The sequence below is a fragment of the Polaromonas sp. genome, assembly GCF_036676035.1.
In the GTDB taxonomy this organism is placed as follows: Bacteria; Pseudomonadota; Gammaproteobacteria; order Burkholderiales; family Burkholderiaceae_C; genus Polaromonas.
This window is the reverse complement of the sequence record NZ_JAKFDR010000026.1, coordinates 44565-64833: the sequence shown is the minus strand read 5'-3', so window position 1 is coordinate 64833 and position 20269 is coordinate 44565. Positions and strand designations below refer to the sequence as shown.

The 20269-nt window shown below is 62.6% G+C and carries 20 protein-coding genes; 3 read left to right on the top strand and 17 right to left on the bottom strand.

Annotation, left to right across the window (positions count from 1 at the left end; genetic code table 11):
* Positions 1-9: 9 nt before the first annotated feature.
* From V6M61_RS05130 to V6M61_RS05120, 3 genes are all read right to left on the bottom strand, one after another.
* The gene (locus tag V6M61_RS05130) at positions 10-684 is read right to left on the bottom strand and encodes an HAD family hydrolase (protein WP_332775500.1); all 675 of its coding nucleotides are present in this window, start codon (positions 682-684) and stop codon (positions 10-12) included.
* A gap of 79 nt (positions 685-763) precedes the next feature.
* Positions 764-1177, bottom strand: a complete 414-nt coding sequence (locus V6M61_RS05125) for a YchJ family protein (RefSeq protein WP_332775487.1) — start codon at positions 1175-1177, stop codon at positions 764-766.
* Positions 1177-1590, bottom strand: a complete 414-nt coding sequence (locus V6M61_RS05120; RefSeq protein ID WP_332775486.1) for a rhodanese-like domain-containing protein — start codon at positions 1588-1590, stop codon at positions 1177-1179. Before V6M61_RS05120 ends, V6M61_RS05125 begins: the two co-directional genes overlap by 1 nt.
* A gap of 184 nt (positions 1591-1774) precedes the next feature.
* Between V6M61_RS05120 and V6M61_RS05115 the strand changes: the two genes are divergently transcribed.
* Together V6M61_RS05115 and V6M61_RS05110 are read left to right on the top strand one after the other, a co-directional pair.
* Positions 1775-1990 carry an addiction module protein gene (locus V6M61_RS05115; protein WP_332775485.1) on the top strand — a complete coding sequence of 72 codons (216 nt, stop codon included), beginning with the start codon at positions 1775-1777 and terminating at the stop codon, positions 1988-1990.
* Positions 1987-2283: a type II toxin-antitoxin system RelE/ParE family toxin gene (locus V6M61_RS05110; RefSeq protein WP_332775483.1), complete on the top strand. Its 297-nt coding sequence runs from the start codon at positions 1987-1989 to the stop codon at positions 2281-2283. The genes V6M61_RS05115 and V6M61_RS05110 overlap by 4 nt, the downstream gene beginning before the upstream one ends.
* Before the next feature lie 123 nt (positions 2284-2406).
* Here the strand turns inward: V6M61_RS05110 and V6M61_RS05105 are convergent, their stop codons facing one another.
* From V6M61_RS05105 to V6M61_RS05065, 9 genes are all read right to left on the bottom strand, one after another.
* Complete coding sequence (locus tag V6M61_RS05105) at positions 2407-3537, bottom strand: acyl-CoA dehydrogenase family protein (protein WP_332775482.1); 1131 nt, start codon at positions 3535-3537, stop codon at positions 2407-2409.
* Between the two features lie 13 nt (positions 3538-3550).
* Positions 3551-4219, bottom strand: a complete 669-nt coding sequence (locus V6M61_RS05100; RefSeq protein ID WP_332775481.1) for an SDR family oxidoreductase — start codon at positions 4217-4219, stop codon at positions 3551-3553.
* A gap of 66 nt (positions 4220-4285) precedes the next feature.
* Complete coding sequence (locus V6M61_RS05095; RefSeq protein ID WP_332775480.1) at positions 4286-5467, bottom strand: acetyl-CoA C-acyltransferase; 1182 nt, start codon at positions 5465-5467, stop codon at positions 4286-4288.
* A gap of 12 nt (positions 5468-5479) precedes the next feature.
* The gene (locus V6M61_RS05090; protein WP_332775479.1) at positions 5480-5968 is read right to left on the bottom strand and encodes a hypothetical protein; all 489 of its coding nucleotides are present in this window, start codon (positions 5966-5968) and stop codon (positions 5480-5482) included.
* Between the two features lie 11 nt (positions 5969-5979).
* Positions 5980-7791, bottom strand: coding sequence for a bifunctional isocitrate dehydrogenase kinase/phosphatase (gene aceK, locus V6M61_RS05085; RefSeq protein WP_332775478.1), 1812 nt, complete (start codon positions 7789-7791; stop codon positions 5980-5982).
* A gap of 3 nt (positions 7792-7794) precedes the next feature.
* Positions 7795-8451 (bottom strand): carbonate dehydratase, encoded by a 657-nt coding sequence (gene can / locus V6M61_RS05080; RefSeq protein WP_332775477.1) that lies wholly within the window; start codon positions 8449-8451, stop codon positions 7795-7797.
* A gap of 27 nt (positions 8452-8478) precedes the next feature.
* Complete coding sequence (locus V6M61_RS05075) at positions 8479-9657, bottom strand: isovaleryl-CoA dehydrogenase (protein ID WP_332775476.1); 1179 nt, start codon at positions 9655-9657, stop codon at positions 8479-8481.
* Positions 9658-9689: 32 nt separating this feature from the next.
* Positions 9690-10133, bottom strand: a complete 444-nt coding sequence (locus V6M61_RS05070; protein WP_332775475.1) for a PaaI family thioesterase — start codon at positions 10131-10133, stop codon at positions 9690-9692.
* A 104-nt stretch (positions 10134-10237) separates the two neighbouring features.
* On the bottom strand, positions 10238-10645 hold the full coding sequence (locus tag V6M61_RS05065) for a MerR family transcriptional regulator (RefSeq protein WP_332775474.1): 408 nt from the start codon (positions 10643-10645) through the stop codon (positions 10238-10240).
* 113 nt (positions 10646-10758) lie between these two features.
* On the opposite strand from V6M61_RS05065, the gene V6M61_RS05060 reads away from it, so the two are divergent.
* Entirely contained in the window at positions 10759-11955 is a 1197-nt protein-coding gene (locus tag V6M61_RS05060; RefSeq protein ID WP_332775473.1) for an MBL fold metallo-hydrolase, read from the top strand.
* A 12-nt stretch (positions 11956-11967) separates the two neighbouring features.
* On the opposite strand, the gene V6M61_RS05055 is transcribed toward V6M61_RS05060, so the two are convergent.
* The 5 genes from V6M61_RS05055 to V6M61_RS05035 all read right to left on the bottom strand — a co-directional run bounded on the left by V6M61_RS05055 (position 11968) and on the right by V6M61_RS05035 (position 20247).
* Positions 11968-13467: an ATP-binding protein gene (locus V6M61_RS05055; RefSeq protein ID WP_332775472.1), complete on the bottom strand. Its 1500-nt coding sequence runs from the start codon at positions 13465-13467 to the stop codon at positions 11968-11970.
* 14 nt (positions 13468-13481) lie between these two features.
* Positions 13482-14126, bottom strand: a complete 645-nt coding sequence (locus V6M61_RS05050; protein WP_332775471.1) for a response regulator — start codon at positions 14124-14126, stop codon at positions 13482-13484.
* Between the two features lie 113 nt (positions 14127-14239).
* Entirely contained in the window at positions 14240-18553 is a 4314-nt protein-coding gene (locus V6M61_RS05045) for a PAS domain S-box protein (RefSeq protein ID WP_332775470.1), read from the bottom strand.
* Positions 18554-18660: 107 nt separating this feature from the next.
* Positions 18661-19104 carry a response regulator gene (locus V6M61_RS05040; protein ID WP_332775469.1) on the bottom strand — a complete coding sequence of 148 codons (444 nt, stop codon included), beginning with the start codon at positions 19102-19104 and terminating at the stop codon, positions 18661-18663.
* A gap of 102 nt (positions 19105-19206) precedes the next feature.
* The gene (locus V6M61_RS05035; RefSeq protein WP_332775468.1) at positions 19207-20247 is read right to left on the bottom strand and encodes a M48 family metallopeptidase; all 1041 of its coding nucleotides are present in this window, start codon (positions 20245-20247) and stop codon (positions 19207-19209) included.
* Positions 20248-20269: the final 22 nt, after the last annotated feature.

Here is a 20269-nt window from a genome sequence, read left to right as displayed (position 1 = left end):
GAGCGATGCTCAGGCCGGGCGGACGTTCACCAGGGCGTGCAGCTGCGCCATGTCAGTGAAGATTTCGGCGGCGCCGGCCCGACGCAGCGCGTCAGGCGTGCCGTGGCCCGCCTCCGCAGGGCTGTAGCCGAACACGGTCGCGCCGGCCGCCACACCCGCCGTCACACCGGTGACCGTGTCTTCCACCACCGCGCAGCGCCGGGGGCTCACACCCAGCGCGCCGGCCGCAGCCAGGTAAACATCGGGCGCGGGTTTGGAGCGGGGCAGCTCATGGCCGCTGAAGATGCGGCCGTCGAAATAATCCATCAGGCCGACTTTTTTGAGCTGCAGCTCGACCTTGAAGCGGTCCGCACCCGAGGCGCAGGCAATACGCCCACCGTGGTGCGCATGCACGGCCTCAACCGCGTCATGAATGTTGCGCACCGCGAGCAGGTCACGCTCCAGCGCCTCGTTGCGGCGGGCGCGGAACTCCTGCATCCAGCGCTCGGTCAACCGCTTGCCGGTTTTGGCCTCAATGACGGCGGCCTCGTCCTTCACCGCCTTGCCGACAAACAGGCGCATGCACTCCTGGGCGCCAAGCGTCCAGCCCAGCTCTTCGAGCATGTCGCGCAGCACGCCGTTGGTGATGGGCTCGGAGTCGACCAGCACGCCATCACAGTCAAACAACACCGCATCGAATTTCAAAACCAAACCTTTCTACGCTACTGATTTAATAGCTGGTTGCGCCCGCCACATAATGGATGGAGGCCTATTTCATGATTAATCACAGCTGATCGCCGTCTACATAGCACCAACGGCCTGCTTCGCGCACGAAGCGGCTGCGCTCATGCAAACGAACAGCCGCCATGCCCGGGCTTTTCTGCCGGGCGACGAATTCGACTTCTGCGTGGGTCTCGTCCAGCCGGCGATGCTGCCGCACTTCCAGCCCTAGCCATTTCACGCCGGGGTCAAATGCGAGTTCGGCCGGGCGCCGGCTGGCGTGCCAGGTGGCCAGCAGGTAGTCGGGCCGCTCCAGCACAAAAGCGCTGTAGCGCGAGCGCATCAGGGCTTCGGCATCGGGAGCCGGCGTACCCGCGAAGTCGTCGAGATAAGGCCCGCAGCATTGCGCAAAGCCGAGCGGCCGGTTTGCGGCGCCCAGCCGCCCGCATGGGCACGCCTGCGCCGACAGGCTGGCCATCAGGCTTTCCTGGCCTTGCGCTGCTCCAGCGTCTCGGTCGGCCCGCCCTGCCTGGCCCACTCCGTATAACCGCCGTCGAGATGAGCCACATTGGTCATGCCCATGTCCTGCAGCGTTTTAGTCGCCAGCGCGCTGCGCCAGCCGGCGCCGCAGAACAGGATGAACTCCTTGCCCTCGTCGGCAAACAGCGGCTTGTGGTAGGGCGATGCAGGGTCGACCCAGAATTCGAGCATGCCCCTGGGCGCGTGGTAGCTGCCCACCACGGTGCCGTCGGCAAGCTCACGCACGTCACGGATGTCGACGAGCTGGACTTTCGGATCGGCGAGCTTGGCCTTGACCTCGGCGACCGAGTAGGTCTTGACCTGGGCCATCGCCTCGTCGACGAGGGCGCGGAATCCTTTGGTGATCGGCATGTTATGTCTCCCTCAGGCCAGCGCCCGCTGAATGATGATTTTCTGCATGATGTCTACCCAGATGCGGCTACCTGCCGCTCTCCGGCTCACCCCATCGACAAGGGTGCTACCCACGATTTTCCCCTTATTTTGGCTTGCTTGCCGGCCGACACTATTCCGAGACGGGAGTGCTAGACTTTGCTGTATGAAAGCCACACTGCAACCCGTTGAACACCTTGGCAAGTTTGAACGTCTTCAATTGGTGGAAGACCTGTGGGATGAATTTGCTGCTGAGACTGGCCCTGAAACACGGGATGACGTTTTGGACGAACTTGAACGCCGTGCGGCTTGGCGTGATGCCCACCCGGCTCAGGGCAAAAGCCTGGCCCAGATCGCGCAATCGCTTGGTGTGCGTCTGTGACCTGGCGGGTTATTTTTGAAGCAGCGGCACAAGCCGAAATTGCCGAAACATTCGACTGGTACGAACAAAAATCCTACGGCCTGGGAGGCGATTTTCTGCGGGTGGTCGCAGCAGCCGAAGAACAACTGGCGCGCAACCCGGAGACCTTTCCGCACACAAGAGAACGGTTCCGCCGTATTTTGCTTCGGCGGTTTCCTTATGCCCTGCATTTCGAACTGTTAAGCGACCGCAGCGTCTCCGTCCTGGCCTGCCTGCATCACCGTCGCAGCCCGGCCCGCTGGCCAGGCAACTGACGGCCAGTTGCGCCGAAGCCGAGGCAACTTCAGCCTGAGGTGGTTGGAATTCAACCACTGAATGGTTGAGTTCCAACCACGAACTTCAGAAACCCCCGATCAGTCGAGGACAGCCGGAAAGTGTCAAGCCAGCGCCCGCTGGATGATGATTTTCTGCACGTCGGACGTGCCTTCGTAGATCTGGCAGACCCGCACGTCGCGGTAAATCCGCTCCACCGGAAAGTCGTTCACATAGCCGTAGCCACCCAGGGTCTGGATCGCGGCGCTGCAGACTTCCTCGGCCATCTCGCTGGCGAACAGCTTGGCCATGGCGGCCTCCTTGAGGCAGGGCCGGCCGGCGTCGCGCAGGCTGGCGGCATGCCAGATCAATTGCCGGGCTGCTTCAATCTTGGTGGCGCACTCCGCCAGCCGGAAGCCGACCGCCTGGTGGTTGAAGATGGGCTGGCCGAAGCTTTGGCGCTCCTTGGCGTAGTCCAGCGCGCATTCGAAGGCGCTGCGCGCCATGCCCACACTTTGCGCGGCGATGCCGATGCGCCCGCCCTCAAGTGCCCCCAAGGCGATCTTGTAGCCCTCGCCCTCGGCGCCGATCAGGTTCTCGGCGGGGATGCGGCAGTTGTCGAAATTGATTTGCGCCGTGTCGCTGCTGTGCTGGCCCAGCTTGTCCTCCAGACGCGCCACCACATAGCCCGGCGCGTCGGTGGGCACGAGAAACGCGCTCATGCCCTTCTTGCCCGCGCCCTTGTCGGTCACCGCGATCACGACCGCCAGATGGCCGTTCTTGCCGCTGGTGATGAACTGCTTGACGCCGTTGATTACATAGCTGTCGCCGTCCTTGACGGCAGTAGTGCGCAGCGATGAAGCATCCGAGCCCACATGCGGCTCGGTCAGGCAGAACACACCCAGCATCTCGCCCTGGGCCAGCTTTGTCAGCCACTGTTTTTTCTGCGCGGCATTGCCATAGCGCATCAGGATGGCGTTGACCGGGCAGTTGGTGACGCTGATCGCGGTGCTGGTGCCGCCGTCGCCGGCCGCGATTTCCTCGAGCACCAGCGCCAGCGTCACGTAGTCGAGGTTGGCGCCGCCATACTCCTCGGGCACGCAAATGCCGTAGGCGCCCAGCGCCGCCAGCCCCCGGTGCGCCTCTTTCGGGAAGTGGTGCTCCTTGTCCCAGCGCGCGGCATGGGGCCAGAGCTCCTCCTTCGCGAACGCGCGCACTGCGTCGCGGATCATTTCCTGGTCTTGCGTCAATAACATTGCACTCTCCTATTCACCACGACAGATACGCCCGCCCGTCGCGGTGCAAAAACATGCCCTTGTTCGCGGGCTTCAGCGCAGCGATGGTTGCGCGCATCGCTGCCACCGATTCGGCCACACCCAACGGCGCATCGCGGCCGCCCATGTCGGTGCGCACCCAGCCCGGACACAGCGCCACCAGGATGGCTTTCGGGTAGTCGTGCTGCGCTGCGGCCACCGCCATGTTGAGCGCAGCCTTGCTGACGCGGTAGGTCCAGCCAAAGCTGGACTCCACGGCGCCGATCTGCCCCATGCCGCTGGTGATGAAGGCGAACCTCCCCCCGGCCGCCTCCACCAGCGGCGCCACCTGCGGGATGGCCTGCATGGCACCCAGCACATTGGTGTGCAGGGTGCGGTCAAACTCCTCGCGCGTGGGCGGCGCCGTCGCACCCCCCGTGGTGTAGACCCCGGCCACGTACAGGGCCACGTCGATCTTCTCGCCGTCAAGCTGCCAGGCCAGGCCGCTGATGCTGGCCGGTTTGGCCACGTCCACCTTGAGCGCCTGGGCACCCAGCTCGCGCAGCCGCTGCAAGCCGGCCTCGTCGCGCGCCGTGGCGATCACGCGCGCACCGGCCTCGCGGTACTGGCGCACGAATTCGAGGCCAATGCCGCGCGACGCGCCTATCACCAGCACCGTGCTCATTTGAAGTTTTTCACAAGGAAAATTGACCTCTAGCCCTGGTATTTACTGCGTCAATAGCTACTAAATTTATAGCAACTCCAAGGCCACGGCAGTTCCCTCGCCGCCGCCAATGCACAGCGTGGCGACGCCTTTCTTGAGGCCGCGAGCCTTCAACGCATGGATCAGCGTGACGATGATGCGGGCACCGCTGGCACCGATGGGATGGCCCAGCGCGCAGGCGCCGCCATTGACGTTGACGATGTCGTGCGACACGTTCAGCTCTTTCATGAGCGCCATCGGCACCACGGCAAAGGCCTCGTTGACCTCCCACAGATCCACGTCTTTAACGCTCCAGCCGATCTTCTTGAGCAGTTTTTGCACGGCCCCCACCGGCGCCGTGGTGAACCACTCTGGCGCTTGGGCAAACGTGGCGTGGCCGACGATGCGGGCGATGGGCTTGACGCCCAGTTCCTTGGCGGTCGACTCACGCGTCAGCACCAGCGCCGCAGCGCCATCGTTGATGGACGAACTGGACGCCGCCGTGATCGTGCCGTCTTTCTTGAAAGCGGGCTTGAGTGTGGCGATTTTGTCGAGCTTGACCTTGCCTGGACCTTCGTCGATGGAGATCACGGTTTCACCGCTACGGCCTTTCACGGTGACCGGCGTGATCTCTTCCTTGAAGGCGCCGGATTCCGTGGCCGCCTTGGCGCGCTGCACGCTGGCCACGGCAAAGGCGTCCTGGGCCTCACGGCTGAACTGGTATTTGTCGGCGCACTGCTCGCCGAAAGTGCCCATGGCACGGCCGGGCTCGTAAGCGTCTTCCAGGCCGTCCAGCATCATGTGGTCGTAGATGCGATCGTGGCCGATGCGGACACCGCTACGGCCCTTGAGCAGCAAATGCGGTGCATTGGTCATGCTTTCCATGCCGCCGGCCACCATCACATCACGGCTGCCCACCAAAAGCTGGTCGTGCGCCAGCAAAGTGGCTTCCATGCCGGAGCCGCACATTTTGGAGAGCGTGACAGCGCCCGTACCGGCCGACAGGCCGCCCTTGAAACCGGCCTGCCGTGCAGGCGCCTGGCCCTGGCCCGCCATCAGGCAGTTGCCGAACAGCACCTCGTCCACTTTTTCGGGCGCAATGCCCGAGCGTTCGATGGCGGCTTTGATCGCGGCGCCGCCCAGGTCATGAGCAGACAGGCTGGAAAAGTCGCCCTGGAAGCCGCCCATGGGGGTACGGGCGGCGCCGACGATAACGATGGAATCAGACATGATGTTTTCCTTTCAGGGTTGAATGATGTGGCCACGCTCTTCCTGCGCCAGGCGCAGGATGTATTGCTGGAACTGGGGGTCCTCGCCGCGCAGCAGCTGCGGCAGGATATTGAAAAAATTCTCGCGGCGGCACCACTCGCGCATGAAGTCGTCCCAGCTGTTCCAGCGGCGCTTTTCGACTTCGCTCATGTTCTCGCTCCAAGCCACGATGTAGGCCCGCTCGAACAGCGAAATCAGCATGTCGTAGATCACCAGAATACGCTCATTTTGCTCGGGCGTCGGGTTCTCCAGCGGTTCGTTGGTGCGCAGGCGCAGGTCCGGGTGGGCCAGCACGATTTTCAGGAAGTCGTTGTAGGCGTTGGACAGCAGCTGGTAAGCCTCTTCGTCCTCGTTGTCACGCTCCTTGCGCTGCTCCCAGGCGAAGAAAGCGATGGCAAACGGCAGGCCAAGCGCCGTCACGACAAAGCTCGCAAATTCCCAGAAATCCCGCATTGCGTCCATGGGCGGCTCCTTCAGACCTTGTCCTTGGCGTAGCGACGCACAAAGCGCTTTTCACGCTCATAGGGAAACACATCGTGGACATGGCCGGCCTGGATGCGTTCCTTGTGGCTTTGCCAAAAAGCGGCGTCGAGCAGATCACCATGGTGCTTCATGAAGACCTCACGCACCACGGTGTTGCCCAGCAGGAACGGGGCGAAGGTTTCCGGGAACACGTCTTTCGCACCGACGCTGTACCAGACCTCGCCCGACATCTCGTCTTCCTCGGTGCGCGGCTCGGGCACGCGGCGGAAATTGCAGTCGGTGATGTACTCGATCTCGTCGTAGTCGTAAAACACCACCTTGCCGTTGCGCGTGACGCCGAAGTTCTTCCAGAGCATGTCGCCGGGGAAGATGTTGGCGGCCACCAGGTCCTTGATCGCGTTGCCGTATTCGATGACGCCGCGCTCGATCTGGTCGCGCGCGCGCGGGTCGTCCAGGCCCGTGTCGAACGCCTCCTGCAGGTAGATGTTCAGCGGGATCATGCGCCGCTCGATGTAGAGGTGCTTGATGATCACCTCTTCATGGCCGTCGCCGTCCCGGTCGCTGATCTCGAGCTGGCTGGGCGCGAACTTCTGGATTTCGGCGATCAACTCGTCCTCGAAGCGCTCGCGCTGGAAGGCCACCTCGCTGTACTCCAGCGTGTCGGCCATGCGGCCCACGCGGTCGTGCTGCTTGACCAGCAGGTACTTGCCCTTGATCTGCTCGCGCGTGGTGTCCTTCTGCGGCGGATAGTAGTCCTTGATCAGCTTGAACACGTACGGAAACGAGGGCAGGTCGAACACCAGCATCACCATGCCCTTGATGCCGGGCGCGATGCGAAAGCGGTCGCTCGAGTGCTTGAGGTGGTAGAGGAAGTCTCGGTAGAACAAGGTCTTGCCCTGCTTGGCCAGCCCCAGCGCGTTGTAGATTTCCGCGCGCGGCTTGCGCGGCATCAGCGAGCGCAGGAACTGCACGTAAGCCGAGGGAATCTCCATGTCGACCATGAAGTAGGCCCGGGCAAAACTGAACAGCATCTGCAGATCATCCTCGCCGAACAGCGCAGCGTCAATCACGAGCTTGTCGCTCTTGCCATGCAGCAACGGCAGCGCAAACGGCATCTCGTTGAAGCCGTTGATGATCTTGCCGACCACGTAGGCGCCCTTGTTGCGAAAGAACAGGCCCGACAGCACCTGAATCTGGAAATTGGCGCGCAGCTTGACCTGGGCCAGCCGTCCGCTCATGGCATCGAACACATAAGCGGCGTCGCGCGGCAGGTCCTCGAATTCGCGCTGCAGCTGGAAGTTGTTGATGATGCGCACGATGGTCTCGTGCATGGTCTCACGCGTCGGGTAGTAGGAGCGATAGGTCGGCCTGGCCGCGGGTTCGTCGTTCTCGATGTACTCGGTGCTGACGGCCGGGCGCACGAAGATGAAGTCGTTGTGGAAATGCGTGCGGTGCAGGATCTTGCAGGTCACCGAATTGAAAAAGGTCTCGGCCAGCTCGGGCTGGTGGTGATTGACCAGCAGCCCGATGTAGTGCAGCTTGATCTGCTGCCAGACGTCCATGGGCTGCTCGCCGGCCTTGAACTCCTTGTCGAGCCTCATCACGCATTCCTTGACACGCAGGTCGTAGAACTCGATGCGCTCGCGCTGGGCGCGCTGCTGGCCGTGCCAGTCGGCGGTCTCAAAACGGTGCTTGGCGCGCGCGGATTCAGTGCGAAACAGGCGGTAATGCCGGTTGAAGCCATCCATCATCGCCTTGGCGATGTCATAGGCATGCGGCGAATCGAGGCGCTGCGGGAACACGGCCTAGCTCCTCGCGGCGATCACGCCCTCGATGGCAGCACGGTACAGCGGCTCGATCGAGTCGGTGCTGGCCACGGTCATCTGCAGGTCCTGCAACAGGCCGTCGTGTACGCCGAAGGCCCAGCCGTGGATGCTGACCTTCTGACCTTTGGCCCAGGCATCGACCATCACGGTGCTGACGCAGACGTTGACCACCTGCTCGATCACGTTGAGGTCGCACAACGCGTCGGCGCGCTGCGCCTCGGGCAGGCGCTCGAGCAGCCCGCGGTGCCGATCGCGCACGTCCTGGATGTGGCGTATCCAGTTGTCGGCCAGGCCGATGCGCGTGCCTTCCAGCCCCGCCTGCACGCCGCTGCAGCCGTAGTGGCCGACCACCATGATGTGCTCCACCTTGAGCATCTCCACCGCGAACTGGATCGCCGAGAGCGCGTTGAGGTCGGAGTGCACCACGATGTTGGCCACGTTGCGGTGCACGAACACCTCGCCCGGCTCCAGCCCGGTGATCTGGTTGGCCGGCACGCGGCTGTCGGAGCAGCCAATCCACATGTACTTGGGCTTTTGCTGCTTGATCAGGCTGGTGAAAAAGCCCGGCCGCTCGCGCTCCATTTGCGCGGCCCAGTTGCGGTTGTGGGTGAAGAGGTCCTGGATAGAAGAGGTCATAAACGCTATTGTGGCTTGCCGATGCGTTTACATCGTCTCCGCGAACAATTCCCGTCCTATCAGCATGCGGCGGATTTCACTGGTGCCGGCGCCGATTTCATAGAGTTTGGCATCGCGCCAGAGGCGACCCAGCGGATAGTCGTTGATGTAGCCGTTGCCACCGAAGATCTGCACGCCTTCGCCGGCCATCCAGGTGGCCTTTTCAGCGCACCAGAGAATGACGGAGGCGCAATCCTTACGCACCTGGCGCACATGCTCGCTGCCCAGCATGTCCAGGTTTTTACCCACGGTGTAGCAAAAGGCGCGGCCGGCCTGCAGCACGGTGTACATGTCGGCCACCTTGCCCTGGATCAGCTGGAACTCGCCGATGCTGGTGCCAAACTGCTTGCGGTCGTGAATGTAGGGCACGACGTTGTCCATCACCGACTGCATGATGCCGATAGGGCCGGCCGAGAGCACGGCGCGCTCATAGTCGAGACCGCTCATCAGCACCTTGGCGCCACCGTTCAGGCCGCCCAGGATGTTCTGGGCGGGCACTTCCACGTTCTGGAATACGAGTTCGCCGGTGTGGCTGCCGCGCATGCCCAGCTTGTCGAGTTTTTGCGCAATGGAAAAACCCTTCATGCCCTTTTCAATCAGGAAGGCCGTGACGCCGCGGGCACCCAGCTCAGGCTCGGTTTTGGCGTAGACCACCAGCGTGTCGGCGTCGGGGCCGTTGGTGATCCACATCTTGTTGCCGTTGAGCAGGTAGTAGCCTCCCTTGTCTTCGGCCTTGAGCTTCATGCTGATCACGTCGCTGCCCGCACCGGGCTCGCTCATGGCCAGCGCCCCCACATGCTCGCCCGAAATCAGCTTGGGCAAGTACTTTTTGCGCTGCGCTTCGTTGCCGTTGCGCTTGATCTGATTCACGCACAGGTTGCTGTGCGCGCCATACGACAGGCCCACGGATGCGCTGGCGCGGCTGATTTCTTCCATGGCGATCATGTGGGCCAGATAGCCCATGCCGGCGCCGCCGTACTCCTCGCTCACGGTAATCCCCAGCACGCCGAGGTCCCCCATTTTTCGCCACAAATCCATGGGGAACTGGTCTGAGCGGTCGAGTTCAGCCGCGCGCGGCGCAATTTCGGCCTGGGCAAAGTCATACACGGCATCGCGCAGGGCATCGATGTCTTCGCCCAGCTGGAAGTTGAGTCCTGGCATGTTCATGGTCTGTCTCCTTGATCGGTGATGAGGTGATTTCAATAGGTTTTGGGCACGGGCACCAGCGTCTGCTGCATCAGCGCGCAGGCACTGAGCTTGCCGCTGGCGTCCACATGCGCGACTTCAGCCGTCGCGACAATGATGCGCTTGCCCGCTTTCGTCACACGGCCCGTCGCACGCAGTTCACCGCCCTGGAATGCGGCCAGGAAGTTGATCTTGTACTCCACCGTCGTCACCTCCATGCCTTCGGGCGCGACGGTCAGTGCGGCGTAGCCCCCGGCGATGTCCGCCAAAGCCCCCATGGCGCCGCCATGAAAGCCGCCCTGCTGCTGCGTGACGCGCTCCGAGTAAGGCAAGGCCACTTCGCACAGACCCGGCTCGACCCGCACCAGGCGCGCGCCCAGATGCTGCATCATCCCCTGCCGGGCAAAGCTGGCTTCGATGCGCTGAAACAGTTCAGACGGCGTGACGGATGCATCCATGGCGCGGGCACTCTTTAATTGACGTTTACGTAAACGTCAATTATGGACTATTTTTACCAGGGCATGCAGCCTTTGCCACAAGCCGGCCCGGGTTCTCAGGGGGTTTATTGCGCGCCGGATTTCGACTTTTCCCCTTTTTGCAGCAGCGCACGGGCTTCCTTTTCATGAACCTTGATTTCATCCAGATTAGCCTGCAGATCGGCCATCTGCTCTTCCAGCTGCTTGCGGTGGCCGGCCAGGATGACCAGGAATTTTTTCAGCTGCGGTGCGGTATCGCGCGGGCTCTCGTAGGAGTCAATGATCTCCTTGGCCTCGGACAGGCTCAGGCCCAGCCGCTTGGCGCGCAAGGTCAGCTTGAGCCGTGTGCGGTCACGCGCTGTGTAGATCCGGTTGCGCCCGCCCGGCCCTTCACGCTTGGGCTGCAGCAAACCCATGTCTTCATAAAAGCGCATGGCGCGGGTCGTCAGGTCAAACTCTTTTGCCAGGTCGCTGATGGTGTAGGTAGTAGCCATGATGAGGGGTCAGGTGCAAACACAGGCGACAGCACCGGATGTGAGTCGTCCCTACAATGCAATGCGATTACATATGACGTTTACGTAAACGTCAAATATACCGGCAATACTACATGAACTTACTCGAACAGCAGCTGGACTACCCCTTTGGCGACACCCTGCCGGCACCCGGCGCCACGCTGGAGGTGGCCCCGGGCATCAAATGGATACGCATGGCGCTGCCGTTTGCACTCGATCACATCAATTTGTGGCTGCTGCGCGACGAGATCGATGGCCGGGCCGGCTGGACGGTGGTGGATTGCTGCATTGCCAAAGACGAAGCCAAAAGCCAGTGGGAAGCGATTTTCGCCAGCCAGCTGGAGGGCCTGCCCATCCTGCGCGTCATCGTCACCCACATGCACCCCGACCACATCGGCCTGGCGCACTGGCTGTGCGAGCGCTGGTCATCTCCTGCGGGGCCCGCCGACGAGCCGCCTCCAGGCGGGCCCGGCCCCCTCGGGGGGCAGCAATCCGCGCAGCGGCGGAGCGTGGGGGCGCCATGGACTTGCCGCCTGTGGATCAGCGCCACCGACTACAACTCGGCACGCATCGGCTCGCAAAGCACCACCGGCTTTGGCGGCGACAGTGCCGCCCGTTTTTTTGCCTCGCACGGCCTGACCGACCCGGAGTCGGTCGAGAAAATCAGGGGCCGCGCCAATTACTACCCCAGCATGGTGCCCGATGTGCCGCGCAGCTTTCACCGCATGATGGATGGGCAGCGCATCCGCATTGGCGGGCGCGACTGGGTCTGCATCAGCGGCTTTGGCCACGCGCCGGAACATATCGCCCTGTACTGCCCCGACATCGCGTGGGGCGCCGCGGAGCCTGGGGCGACCGGGCGGGCGGGCGGCGTCCTGATCAGCGGCGACATGGTGCTGCCCCGCATCTCCACCAATGTCAGCGTCTACGACATGGAGCCCGAGTCAAACCCGCTGGCGCTGTTCCTGCAATCCCTTGACAAATTCAGGTCGCTGGACACCGCCACCCTGACCCTGCCCTCCCACGGAAAACCCTTTCAGGGCCTGCACACCCGCATTGACCAGCTGCAGGACCACCACCGCGACCGTCTCGCCGAAGTCATGCAGGCCTGCGCAGCCAGCCCCTGCAGCGCCGCCGACATACTGCCCGTCATGTTCAAGCGCAAGCTGGACCTGCACCAGACCACGTTTGCCATGGGCGAGTCGGTGGCCCATCTGCATGCCCTCTGGTTCGAGGGGCGCCTGCGGCGCACCCTGGACTCTGACGGCATTTACCGGTTCTGCCCGGCCTGACGCGAACCCGCCTTACGGCACCTCCGGAACTTCCGGCACTTCCGGCTGCGCTTGCGGCAGCTTTTGGGACAGCGACATGAAAAAACTGGCGCCCGAGTTTTCGGTGCTGTCAGCCCACACCTCGCCCTGGTGCCGGCTCGCGATCCGCTTCACCAGGGCCAGGCCCAGCCCATTGCCCGGGAAGTCCGCCGAGGAGTGCAGGCGCTGGAAAGCCGTGAACAGCTTGCCGGCATAAGCCGGGTCAAAACCGGCGCCGTTATCCGACACAAACAGCACCCGCTCATCGGGCGTCTGGCCCGCCATCAGCCCCACCTTGATCCAGCCCTGCGGCTTCTTCGCGGTGAATTTCCAGGCGTTGTCCAGCAGGCAGGTCAGTGCCGTGACCAGCAGGCTCTTGTCGCCCGTCACCAGCAGTTGGGGCTCCATCTCCAGCGCCACCTCCCGCTCGGGCGTGCGTTTGCGCAGCTCGTCCATCAGCCAGTTGCAAACCGGAGCCAGGTCAACCAGCTCCGGGGTCATGGCCATGCGCGGGATCTGCGTCAAGACCAGCAAATCTTCAACCAGCTTGGCCAGCTGCCGGGTGCTGACCTGTATCCGCTCCAGGTAGTGCAGGCCCTGCCGGTCCAGCACCGCCGCATACTTTTCCGCCAGTGTTTTGGCAAAGCCATTGACCACGTGCAGGGGTGCTTTGAGGTCGTTGGACATCGCATAGGTAAAGGCCTCCAGGTCCCGGCTGGTGCGCTGCTGCTCCCGGGTGGACTGCTCCACCTGCTGCTCGAGCTCCGCATTGAGCCGCCGCAAGTTGGCGTCCGCCAGATGGCGCCCGGTGACATCGGCCAGGCTGACCAGTACGGCCGGATAGCCCTTCCACTCCACCCGCCCACCGGCCAGCTCCACCAGAACAATCTGGCCATCCATTTTTTTCTGCTTGCAAAGCCGCATCGACAGCGCGAACTCCCGGCCGATATCGCCCGCCGCCGGCGGCTCGCTGAACTGTGCGGCCTCTTGCGCATCTGGAAACAGCGCCCCTAGCGACAGCTCCAGAAAAGCATTGTGCGGGATGCCGTAAAACAGCACCGCCGCCTGGTTGGCAGCCAGAATGCGCAGCGTGCTGCTGTCGAAAATCCACATTGCATTGGGATTGACATCAAAAAGCATCTGGTTGCAACGCTCGCTCTGGTCGAGCAGCCGCAAGGTTTGGTAGGTGTCGCTGACGTCCCTCACGTTGACGACACAACCCGAAGGCTGCCTTCGGAAGTGGTACTCCACCCAGCCATCTTCAAACCGGTGGTAGGCCACAAACACATGGCTGGAAGAGGATTTGAGCGCCTTGCTGGTCGGACGCTGGTGCTGCTTGGCGACATCTTCTGAAACCACGTCCCAGAAGTCAGCGCCTGTCAGGCTGGGCAGCGTGCTGCGCAAAATCACCTGTGCACGGCTGTTTGCCGCGGTAATCTGGCACGCGTCGTCGAGTATCAGGATACCTTCGTTGGCCAGCTCAAGCGAGTTCAAGATTCACCGCCGGGTCATGAGCGCCATTTGCGGTTGGCGGTTACAAGCGCCGTGACATAACCATGCAACCAGTCAAAGTTGATCGGCTTTTGGAGCAATTGCGCATGCTCCGGCAACCCGCCCCGGTCCGCAATGGCCTGTGCCGGCACCCCGCTGATGACGATGATCTGCATGGCCGCCAATTGCTGGTTGCGCTGGAGCGCCTTCAGCATTTCGATGCCATCCACGCCGGGCATGGACAGGTCGGTGATCAGCAGGTCCGGCTGCATGCTGGCGATATCCATCAGGGCTTCAAGCGCCGAGGACATCCAGGTGCAGTCCACCGGCAAATCCCAGTCCTCAAAATGGCTCTTGTACAACTCCCGGGTGTTTTCATCATCTTCCACCAGCAGCACCCGCAAGCGGTGCTTGGGGTCGGTGTCCACCCGTGCCAGCTGCGGGCTGTTTTTCGCCAGGTACTGATTGATGGAATGCAGCGAGATCCGGCGATGCCCGCCCAGTGTTTTCCAGGCCTCGATTTCGCCCTTTTCCACCAGCGATTGCACCGTGGCCACTGACAGGCTCAGCAGCTTGGCCGCATAGCTGGTGCCGCAATAGTCATCACTGGAAAAATCCGCCGCCGTGATGGCAGCCTCAAAGGTTTTGGGCTCACGCGACATAATTGGCACCGCAATGCATTGAAGTTGGAATTTTTAACATTTTAGTTACTTTTATTACTTTTATCGAAATTAATCCAGTTCTTCAGACAGCCGTTTTGCCTAAATCAGGCCTGTTACTGCGGCATGGCGGGCTTCGGCAAGGTAAAGAAGAAAGTAGCCCCTTGATCCGGCTCCGCTTGCGCCCATACACGGCCGCCGTGGCGTTTAATGACACGGCTGACGGAAGCCAGCCCCACCCCTGAGCCGGGAAATTCTGACACCGCATGCAAGCGCTGGAAAGCGTTGAACAGCTTGTCGGCATAGGCCATGTCAAAACCGGCACCGTTGTCCTGCACGAAAAATACCGGCATCCCTGCCGCATCGGATTTTTGCCCCACATGAATGTCGGCACGGTCTTGGCGGGATGTGAATTTCCAGGCGTTGCCCAGCAGATTTTCCATGACCACCCGTATCAGCCGTCCGTCGCCCTGGACCTGAAGGCCGGGATCTATATGGATGCTCGCCTGGCGCTCCGGGTGGCGCGCCTGCCATTCCCCGAGTATGTCGCGCGCAAGAGCGCTCAGATCGACGCTTTCATAACGCAGTTGTACGCGCGAGACCTGCGCCAGCGACAACAGGTCTTCAATCAAGCGCCCCATCTGCGCCACCCCGGACTGGATGCGCGACAGGTAGTGCTGCACTTTTTCACTGCTGCTGGCGTCGAGTTGCTTGGCCAGCAGGCGGCTGAAGCCGTCAATGGTGTTCAGGGGCGAACGCAGGTCGTGCGAGACGGAATAGGAGAACGCCTCCAGCTCCTGGTTGGACAGGCGCAAGGCCGCTTCAATCGCCTTGATTTCCGTGATGTCCGCGTCAATTCCCACCCAGAAGGCCACCTCGCCTTGCCCATCGAGCACCGGCGACGCCTTGTAGGACATGGTGTGATAGGCCCCGTCCTTGCCAAGAACACGCCGGATGCCCTCATAAGGCGCGTGGCTGCGGCAGGACGCTCTCCAGTTGGCGGCAATAACGCGCAGATCTTCAGGATGAACCACTGACTTCCATTTCAGGCCCAGCCAGTCTGCGGCCCCCCCTCCCACCAGGTCAAACCAGGCACGGTTCAGATAAGTGACCAGGCCTTTGGGATTGACGGTCCAGACCACCTGTGGCGCCTGCTCGGCCAGCGCCCTGAACAGCGCTTCCTGACGTGTCAGCGCAGCGGTGCGCTCCACCACTTTTTGCTCCAGCCCCGCATTGAGCTGGTTGATCTGCTCGAACAGCTTGGCGTTTTCAATGGCAATCGAGGCCAACTGGGCCAGCTCGATGGCCACATACTCATCCTCCAGCGTGAACTCGCCTTCATACTTGTCCGACAGTTGCAGCAAGCCAATGTTCTTGCCGTTACGCCCCATCAGGGGAACGGCCAGCCAGCCCCGCATGGGCGGGTGCTGGTCGGCATGCGCGCCAAAACCGCGCCAGCGCGGATGCGCTTGCAGTTCGGCCTGCGCCAGCCGCATGGGCCGGTTGGTCTCGCACACCAGGGCATCAATGCCGGTGCCGTCCGGGGTGCTGATCAGGTCGCGGTATTTCGTATATTTCTTCGACAGGGACAGCGCACTGGTGGCCCGCGTCCAGTCCTGATTGATGACCAGGCTGACCATCGTCTGGTGCGCGCCAACCACGCCGCGGGCCTGGTCAGCAGTCTCCTGCATCGTGGCCTCCACGGTCTGGTGCCAGGTAATCGCCTGGGCCGCATCGGCGGCACGCTGCAGGGTAAACAGATGCTCCTGCACATCCTTCTCGGCCTTGATCTGGGCGGTCAAATCCAGCGCCACGACAAAGCGCGCGTCCCGCCCGGCATACTGAATGGGCTGCGACACGACCTCCACCGGAAACTCGGAGCCGTCTTTGCGGCGGTGCAGCCAGGGACCTCTTCTTTCGTAAAAATCATTTTCAAGCTGCTGCCGCAGGCGCGCCTGCTCAATCCCGGAGCGGATGTCAAACAGCGTCATCGACAAAAATTCCTGCGCCGAATACCCGTAATTGTTGACGGCCGTCTGATTGACCGTCAAAAAGCGCTGGTTGGCGGCGTCAAAGACCCACATGGGGACCGGTGCGGTTTCGAACAGGGCGGCGTAGCGCTGCTCACTGTCAATCAATGCCAGCTCCGAGCGTTTGCGCGCGGTGATGTCCTGCACGGCCCCGGCCAACCGCACCACCTTGCCATCCTGCGGATAAGCCCGGCCCTGCGTGCGCACCCAGATGGACCGGCCCATCGCGGTAATCATCGGCAGTTCCAGATCCCATGGCGTCGCGTTTTCAATCGCGGCCTGGACCGCCGCACGAAACACCGGCTGCGCCTCGGGCGCATAAAAGCTCATGGCGTCGTCCAGTCCCAGCGGCGCCCCCGGCTCCAGGTCGTGAATCCGGTACACCTGCTCCGAGTTGGTCGTGCGCATGCCGTCCAGAATCACCTCCCAGCCGCCGACCATGGCCATCTCGCCGGTGCGGTGCAGCAGGTCGGTGGTGTGCGCCACCGCCAGCTCCGACTGCTTGCGCTGCGTAATCTCCTGCACCACGCCGGTGCGGTAAACCGCTTGACCGGCGTCGTTGACATGCAGCTTGCCCAGCTGGTGGAGCCATCGCACATCACCGGCCGGCGTGATGATGCGGTACTCGATATCGAGCTCTTCGCCGTCGCGAATGGCTCGTGCACGGCGTTGCTCGTAGCCGGCCCGGTCGTCCGGGTGAATCATCTTTATCAGCGTCTCATGACGCCCGTCGAAAGTCCCGGGCGCCTGACCAAACAATTCGTAGACTTCGTCCGACCACCAAAGCCGCTGGGTCTGCAAATCAAACTCCCAGTTCCCGATACGGCCCAGCCGCTGCGCGTCCAGCAGCTTGCGCTGGGTCTCGCGCAGCTCGGCATAGCTCTTGGCCTGCTCCATCTGCAGTTGCTCCAGCTGCGTGATGTCGGTAAACACCATCAGCGCGCCCATCACGCCCTCGCTGCCGTGCATGGGCCGGTAACTGGAACTGATCAGGCGCCCCCAGGGCGCGACGTCGTTGCGCACCAGAATATGCTGCGGCCCGCCGCTTTCCCCCTGGAGGGCCTTGTACAGGGGCAATTCGTCATAGGCATACAAGGTGTCGGTGCCGGGCACAAACAGTCCCTGGCGCTGCGGCCACTGGCTGGACAGCACCATCGGGGCCTGGTCCAGCTGAAACAGCCTGGAGGCCGCTTCATTGATCAGCAAGAGGCGCCCCGCAGTGTCCACGGCCATCAAGCCTTCCTGCATGCTGTTAACCGTCAGTTCCAGCGTGATGTAAGCCTGCCGGCTGCGTGCCAACTCGGTTTCCAGGTCATTCTCACGCTGCTGAAGCGAGGCGGCCATCAGGTTGAAACCGTGGGCAATGCGGGCCAGTTCGCCGCGGTGACCGGCCGACCGGATTGGAATGCGTACATCCAGATCGCCACTGGTCAGCCGGTGGGTGGCCTGCAGAATCTGCCGCGTGGGCTCCACAATGGCGCGCCCGCCAATCTCCCAGGCAATCAAGCCCCCCAGCGTAGCCAGCAGCGCCAGCATGGCCAACTCCAGCAACAACTGGCGCTGGCCTGGTCCCACCACCAGGTCGCTGTCAATGCTGACCGCCACGAAAAACGCCGCGTCCGGAACCGGACTGCTGGGCATGAATGCCCACAGCCGGCGCTGGCCCGCGCCATCCGCGCCATCGACGCCCTCGCGCACCCCCTTACTCATGGTTTTCACGGCTTCCTGCAGAACCGGGCTGGCAGCCTTCTGCCCAACCCGGACAGGCAGGCCGGGCTTCCTCGCCAGCAAGGTGCCATTGCGATCGTAGATCCCTAGCGCGGCACCGGGTGGCATCTGAATCTCGGCGACCGCCTTGGCCATCTCGGCCAGATCGAGCGAGGCATAGGCGACCATGGCCACGCGGCCGTCCGCATCGAGCACCGGCAAGGCAAACGTGATGGAAGTTTTCCCCGTCAAGCGCCCCACGATGTACTCGCCGACGACAAAGCTGCGGCGGGCCACGGCTTCGCGAAAGTAGGCGCGATCGCCCAGGTACATAGGCCCGCTGCCGCCCACCGCATGGCAGCGCACATAGCCATCCGCCCCGACAATGCCCAGGTTGGCATAGACCGGAAACAGCCGCCTCAGTTCAGCCAGGTAATGCTCACAGCGTGCCGCCTTGCCATCCCGGATGTCGGATGCATTGGCAATGGCCGTCAGCAGCTGGTGCGCCGTTTCGCTCACCCGCTGCTGGCTGGATGCGGCCAGCGAGGCGGCAAACTGCAGATCGGCCAGCGCGCGCTCCACCGCTGCATTGGCGTTGTGCAAGGCCTTGAAAATGGACAGGCCGAACAGGGGAACAATCGCGGCCACCACCAGGATGACGAGTCGGGTTCGCAGCGTGTTACTGGCCTTCATCGCAAAATTTTCCTCCTGACAGCGTGACTGCCGCGAACAACTCGACGGGGCGTTTGCCCTGGCAGCAGGCGTGACAGGTCTTGTCTCGCGGCCTGAATCAGCCTGAATCAGCCGGTCGCGATCGACTCGTTCACCCCCAGCCAATAGGCCAGCACCCGGCTCAGCTTCTCGGTGAACTCACCAAAGTCAACGGGTTTGCGGACAAATCCGTTGGCGCCACTTTTATAGCAGGCGATGATATCGGACTGCTCGCTGGAAGAGGTCAGCATGACCACCGGCACCAGCGCCGTCAGCGGGTTGCTGCGCACGCTGCGCAGCACATCCAGGCCCGACAGCTTGGGCAGTTTCAAGTCCAGCAGGATGAAGGCCGGCTGCAGATGCGTGTCGCGGCCCGCGTGCGCGCCCTGGCCAAACAGGTAGTCCAGCGCCTGGGCCCCGTCGCGTGCCACCACAATTTCGGCATCAACGCCCTGCTCTTCCAGGGTCAGCACGGTCAACTCCAGGTGATCCGGGTTATCTTCAACTACAAGAATGGGCTGGTGGTCGTGCATGGTGAAATCTTTCAGCTGCTGACTATCATTTCTATCATCTATTTTGCGACTATTATCACATTACAAATACTAACAGTTAAGCACAAAAAGCAACCCTTTTTCCTACCACTTCGGAATCGCCTCGTCTTTGAGCTGCCCGCGCAGCTCGGCGTAGTCGGGCACCACCGCCCGCACAGTGTCCCAGAAGCGCGGGCTGTGGTCCATCACGCGCAGATGGCTCAGCTCGTGAACCACCACATAGTCAATCACGGACTGCCTGAAATGGATCAGCCGCCAGTTCAGGCGGATGGCGCCGTCGGCGCTGGCGCTGCCCCAGCGCGTGCCGGCACTGCTCAGGCTCAGCTTGCGCCACTGCACGCTCAAGTGCGGTGCAAAGTGGTTCAGCCGTTCGATGAAGATCCGCTTGGCCTGGCGCATCAGCCAGGCCTGCACGGCATCGCGAATCTGCTGGGGCGTCGCACTCTGCGGCAGGCCCACGTGCAAGGTCAGCCGCGGGATGCCGGGCAGCGTGTCGTTTTGCACCGCCGCGCCGGTATTGAGCACGGCCTCGGCAGCGCTGCTTTTGAGCTCGGCGCCAATCGCGCCAAACGCATGGCGCGGATCCAGCACCACGATCACCGACTCGCCCAGAAACGGCAGGGTGGCACCGTCCTTCCACTCGATGCGCGCGGACTCCAGCCGCTCGTGGCGCGCGCGGGTTTCCTGCAGCTTCCTGAGTATCCAGTTGCCTTTCTCCTGCACGGCCTTGTCGATTTCATACAGCGGCACCCACTTGGGCGCGCTGACCGTCAGCCCGTCCGCCCCGACCGAAAAGCCAATGGTGCGGCGCTTGCCGCGCCGGAACTCGTAGGCCACCCGCGTGTCGTCGAGCAAGGCCTCGCGCGTCGCCCGCGGGTGGCGGGACGTGGCGGGCGCCAGCGCCTGTTGCAGCGTCTGGGTGGGCAAGGACTCTGCGACAGGCGCGTCATTCGCTATGGTTTCAATAGCTGCTGGCGCAATACCATCAAGGGTTGGAGCCTTATTTTTTCTGGAGCCTTCGGCGCGCCCAGCCGTATCGGCCGATGATGGGCGCGGCGAAGGCGCAATGGGAGGCAAAGGCGCTGCTTCAAACAGGTCAAGGGTGAACTGGAGAAGCCTTTGCATAATGTCAGTTTAGCGCGAGCCA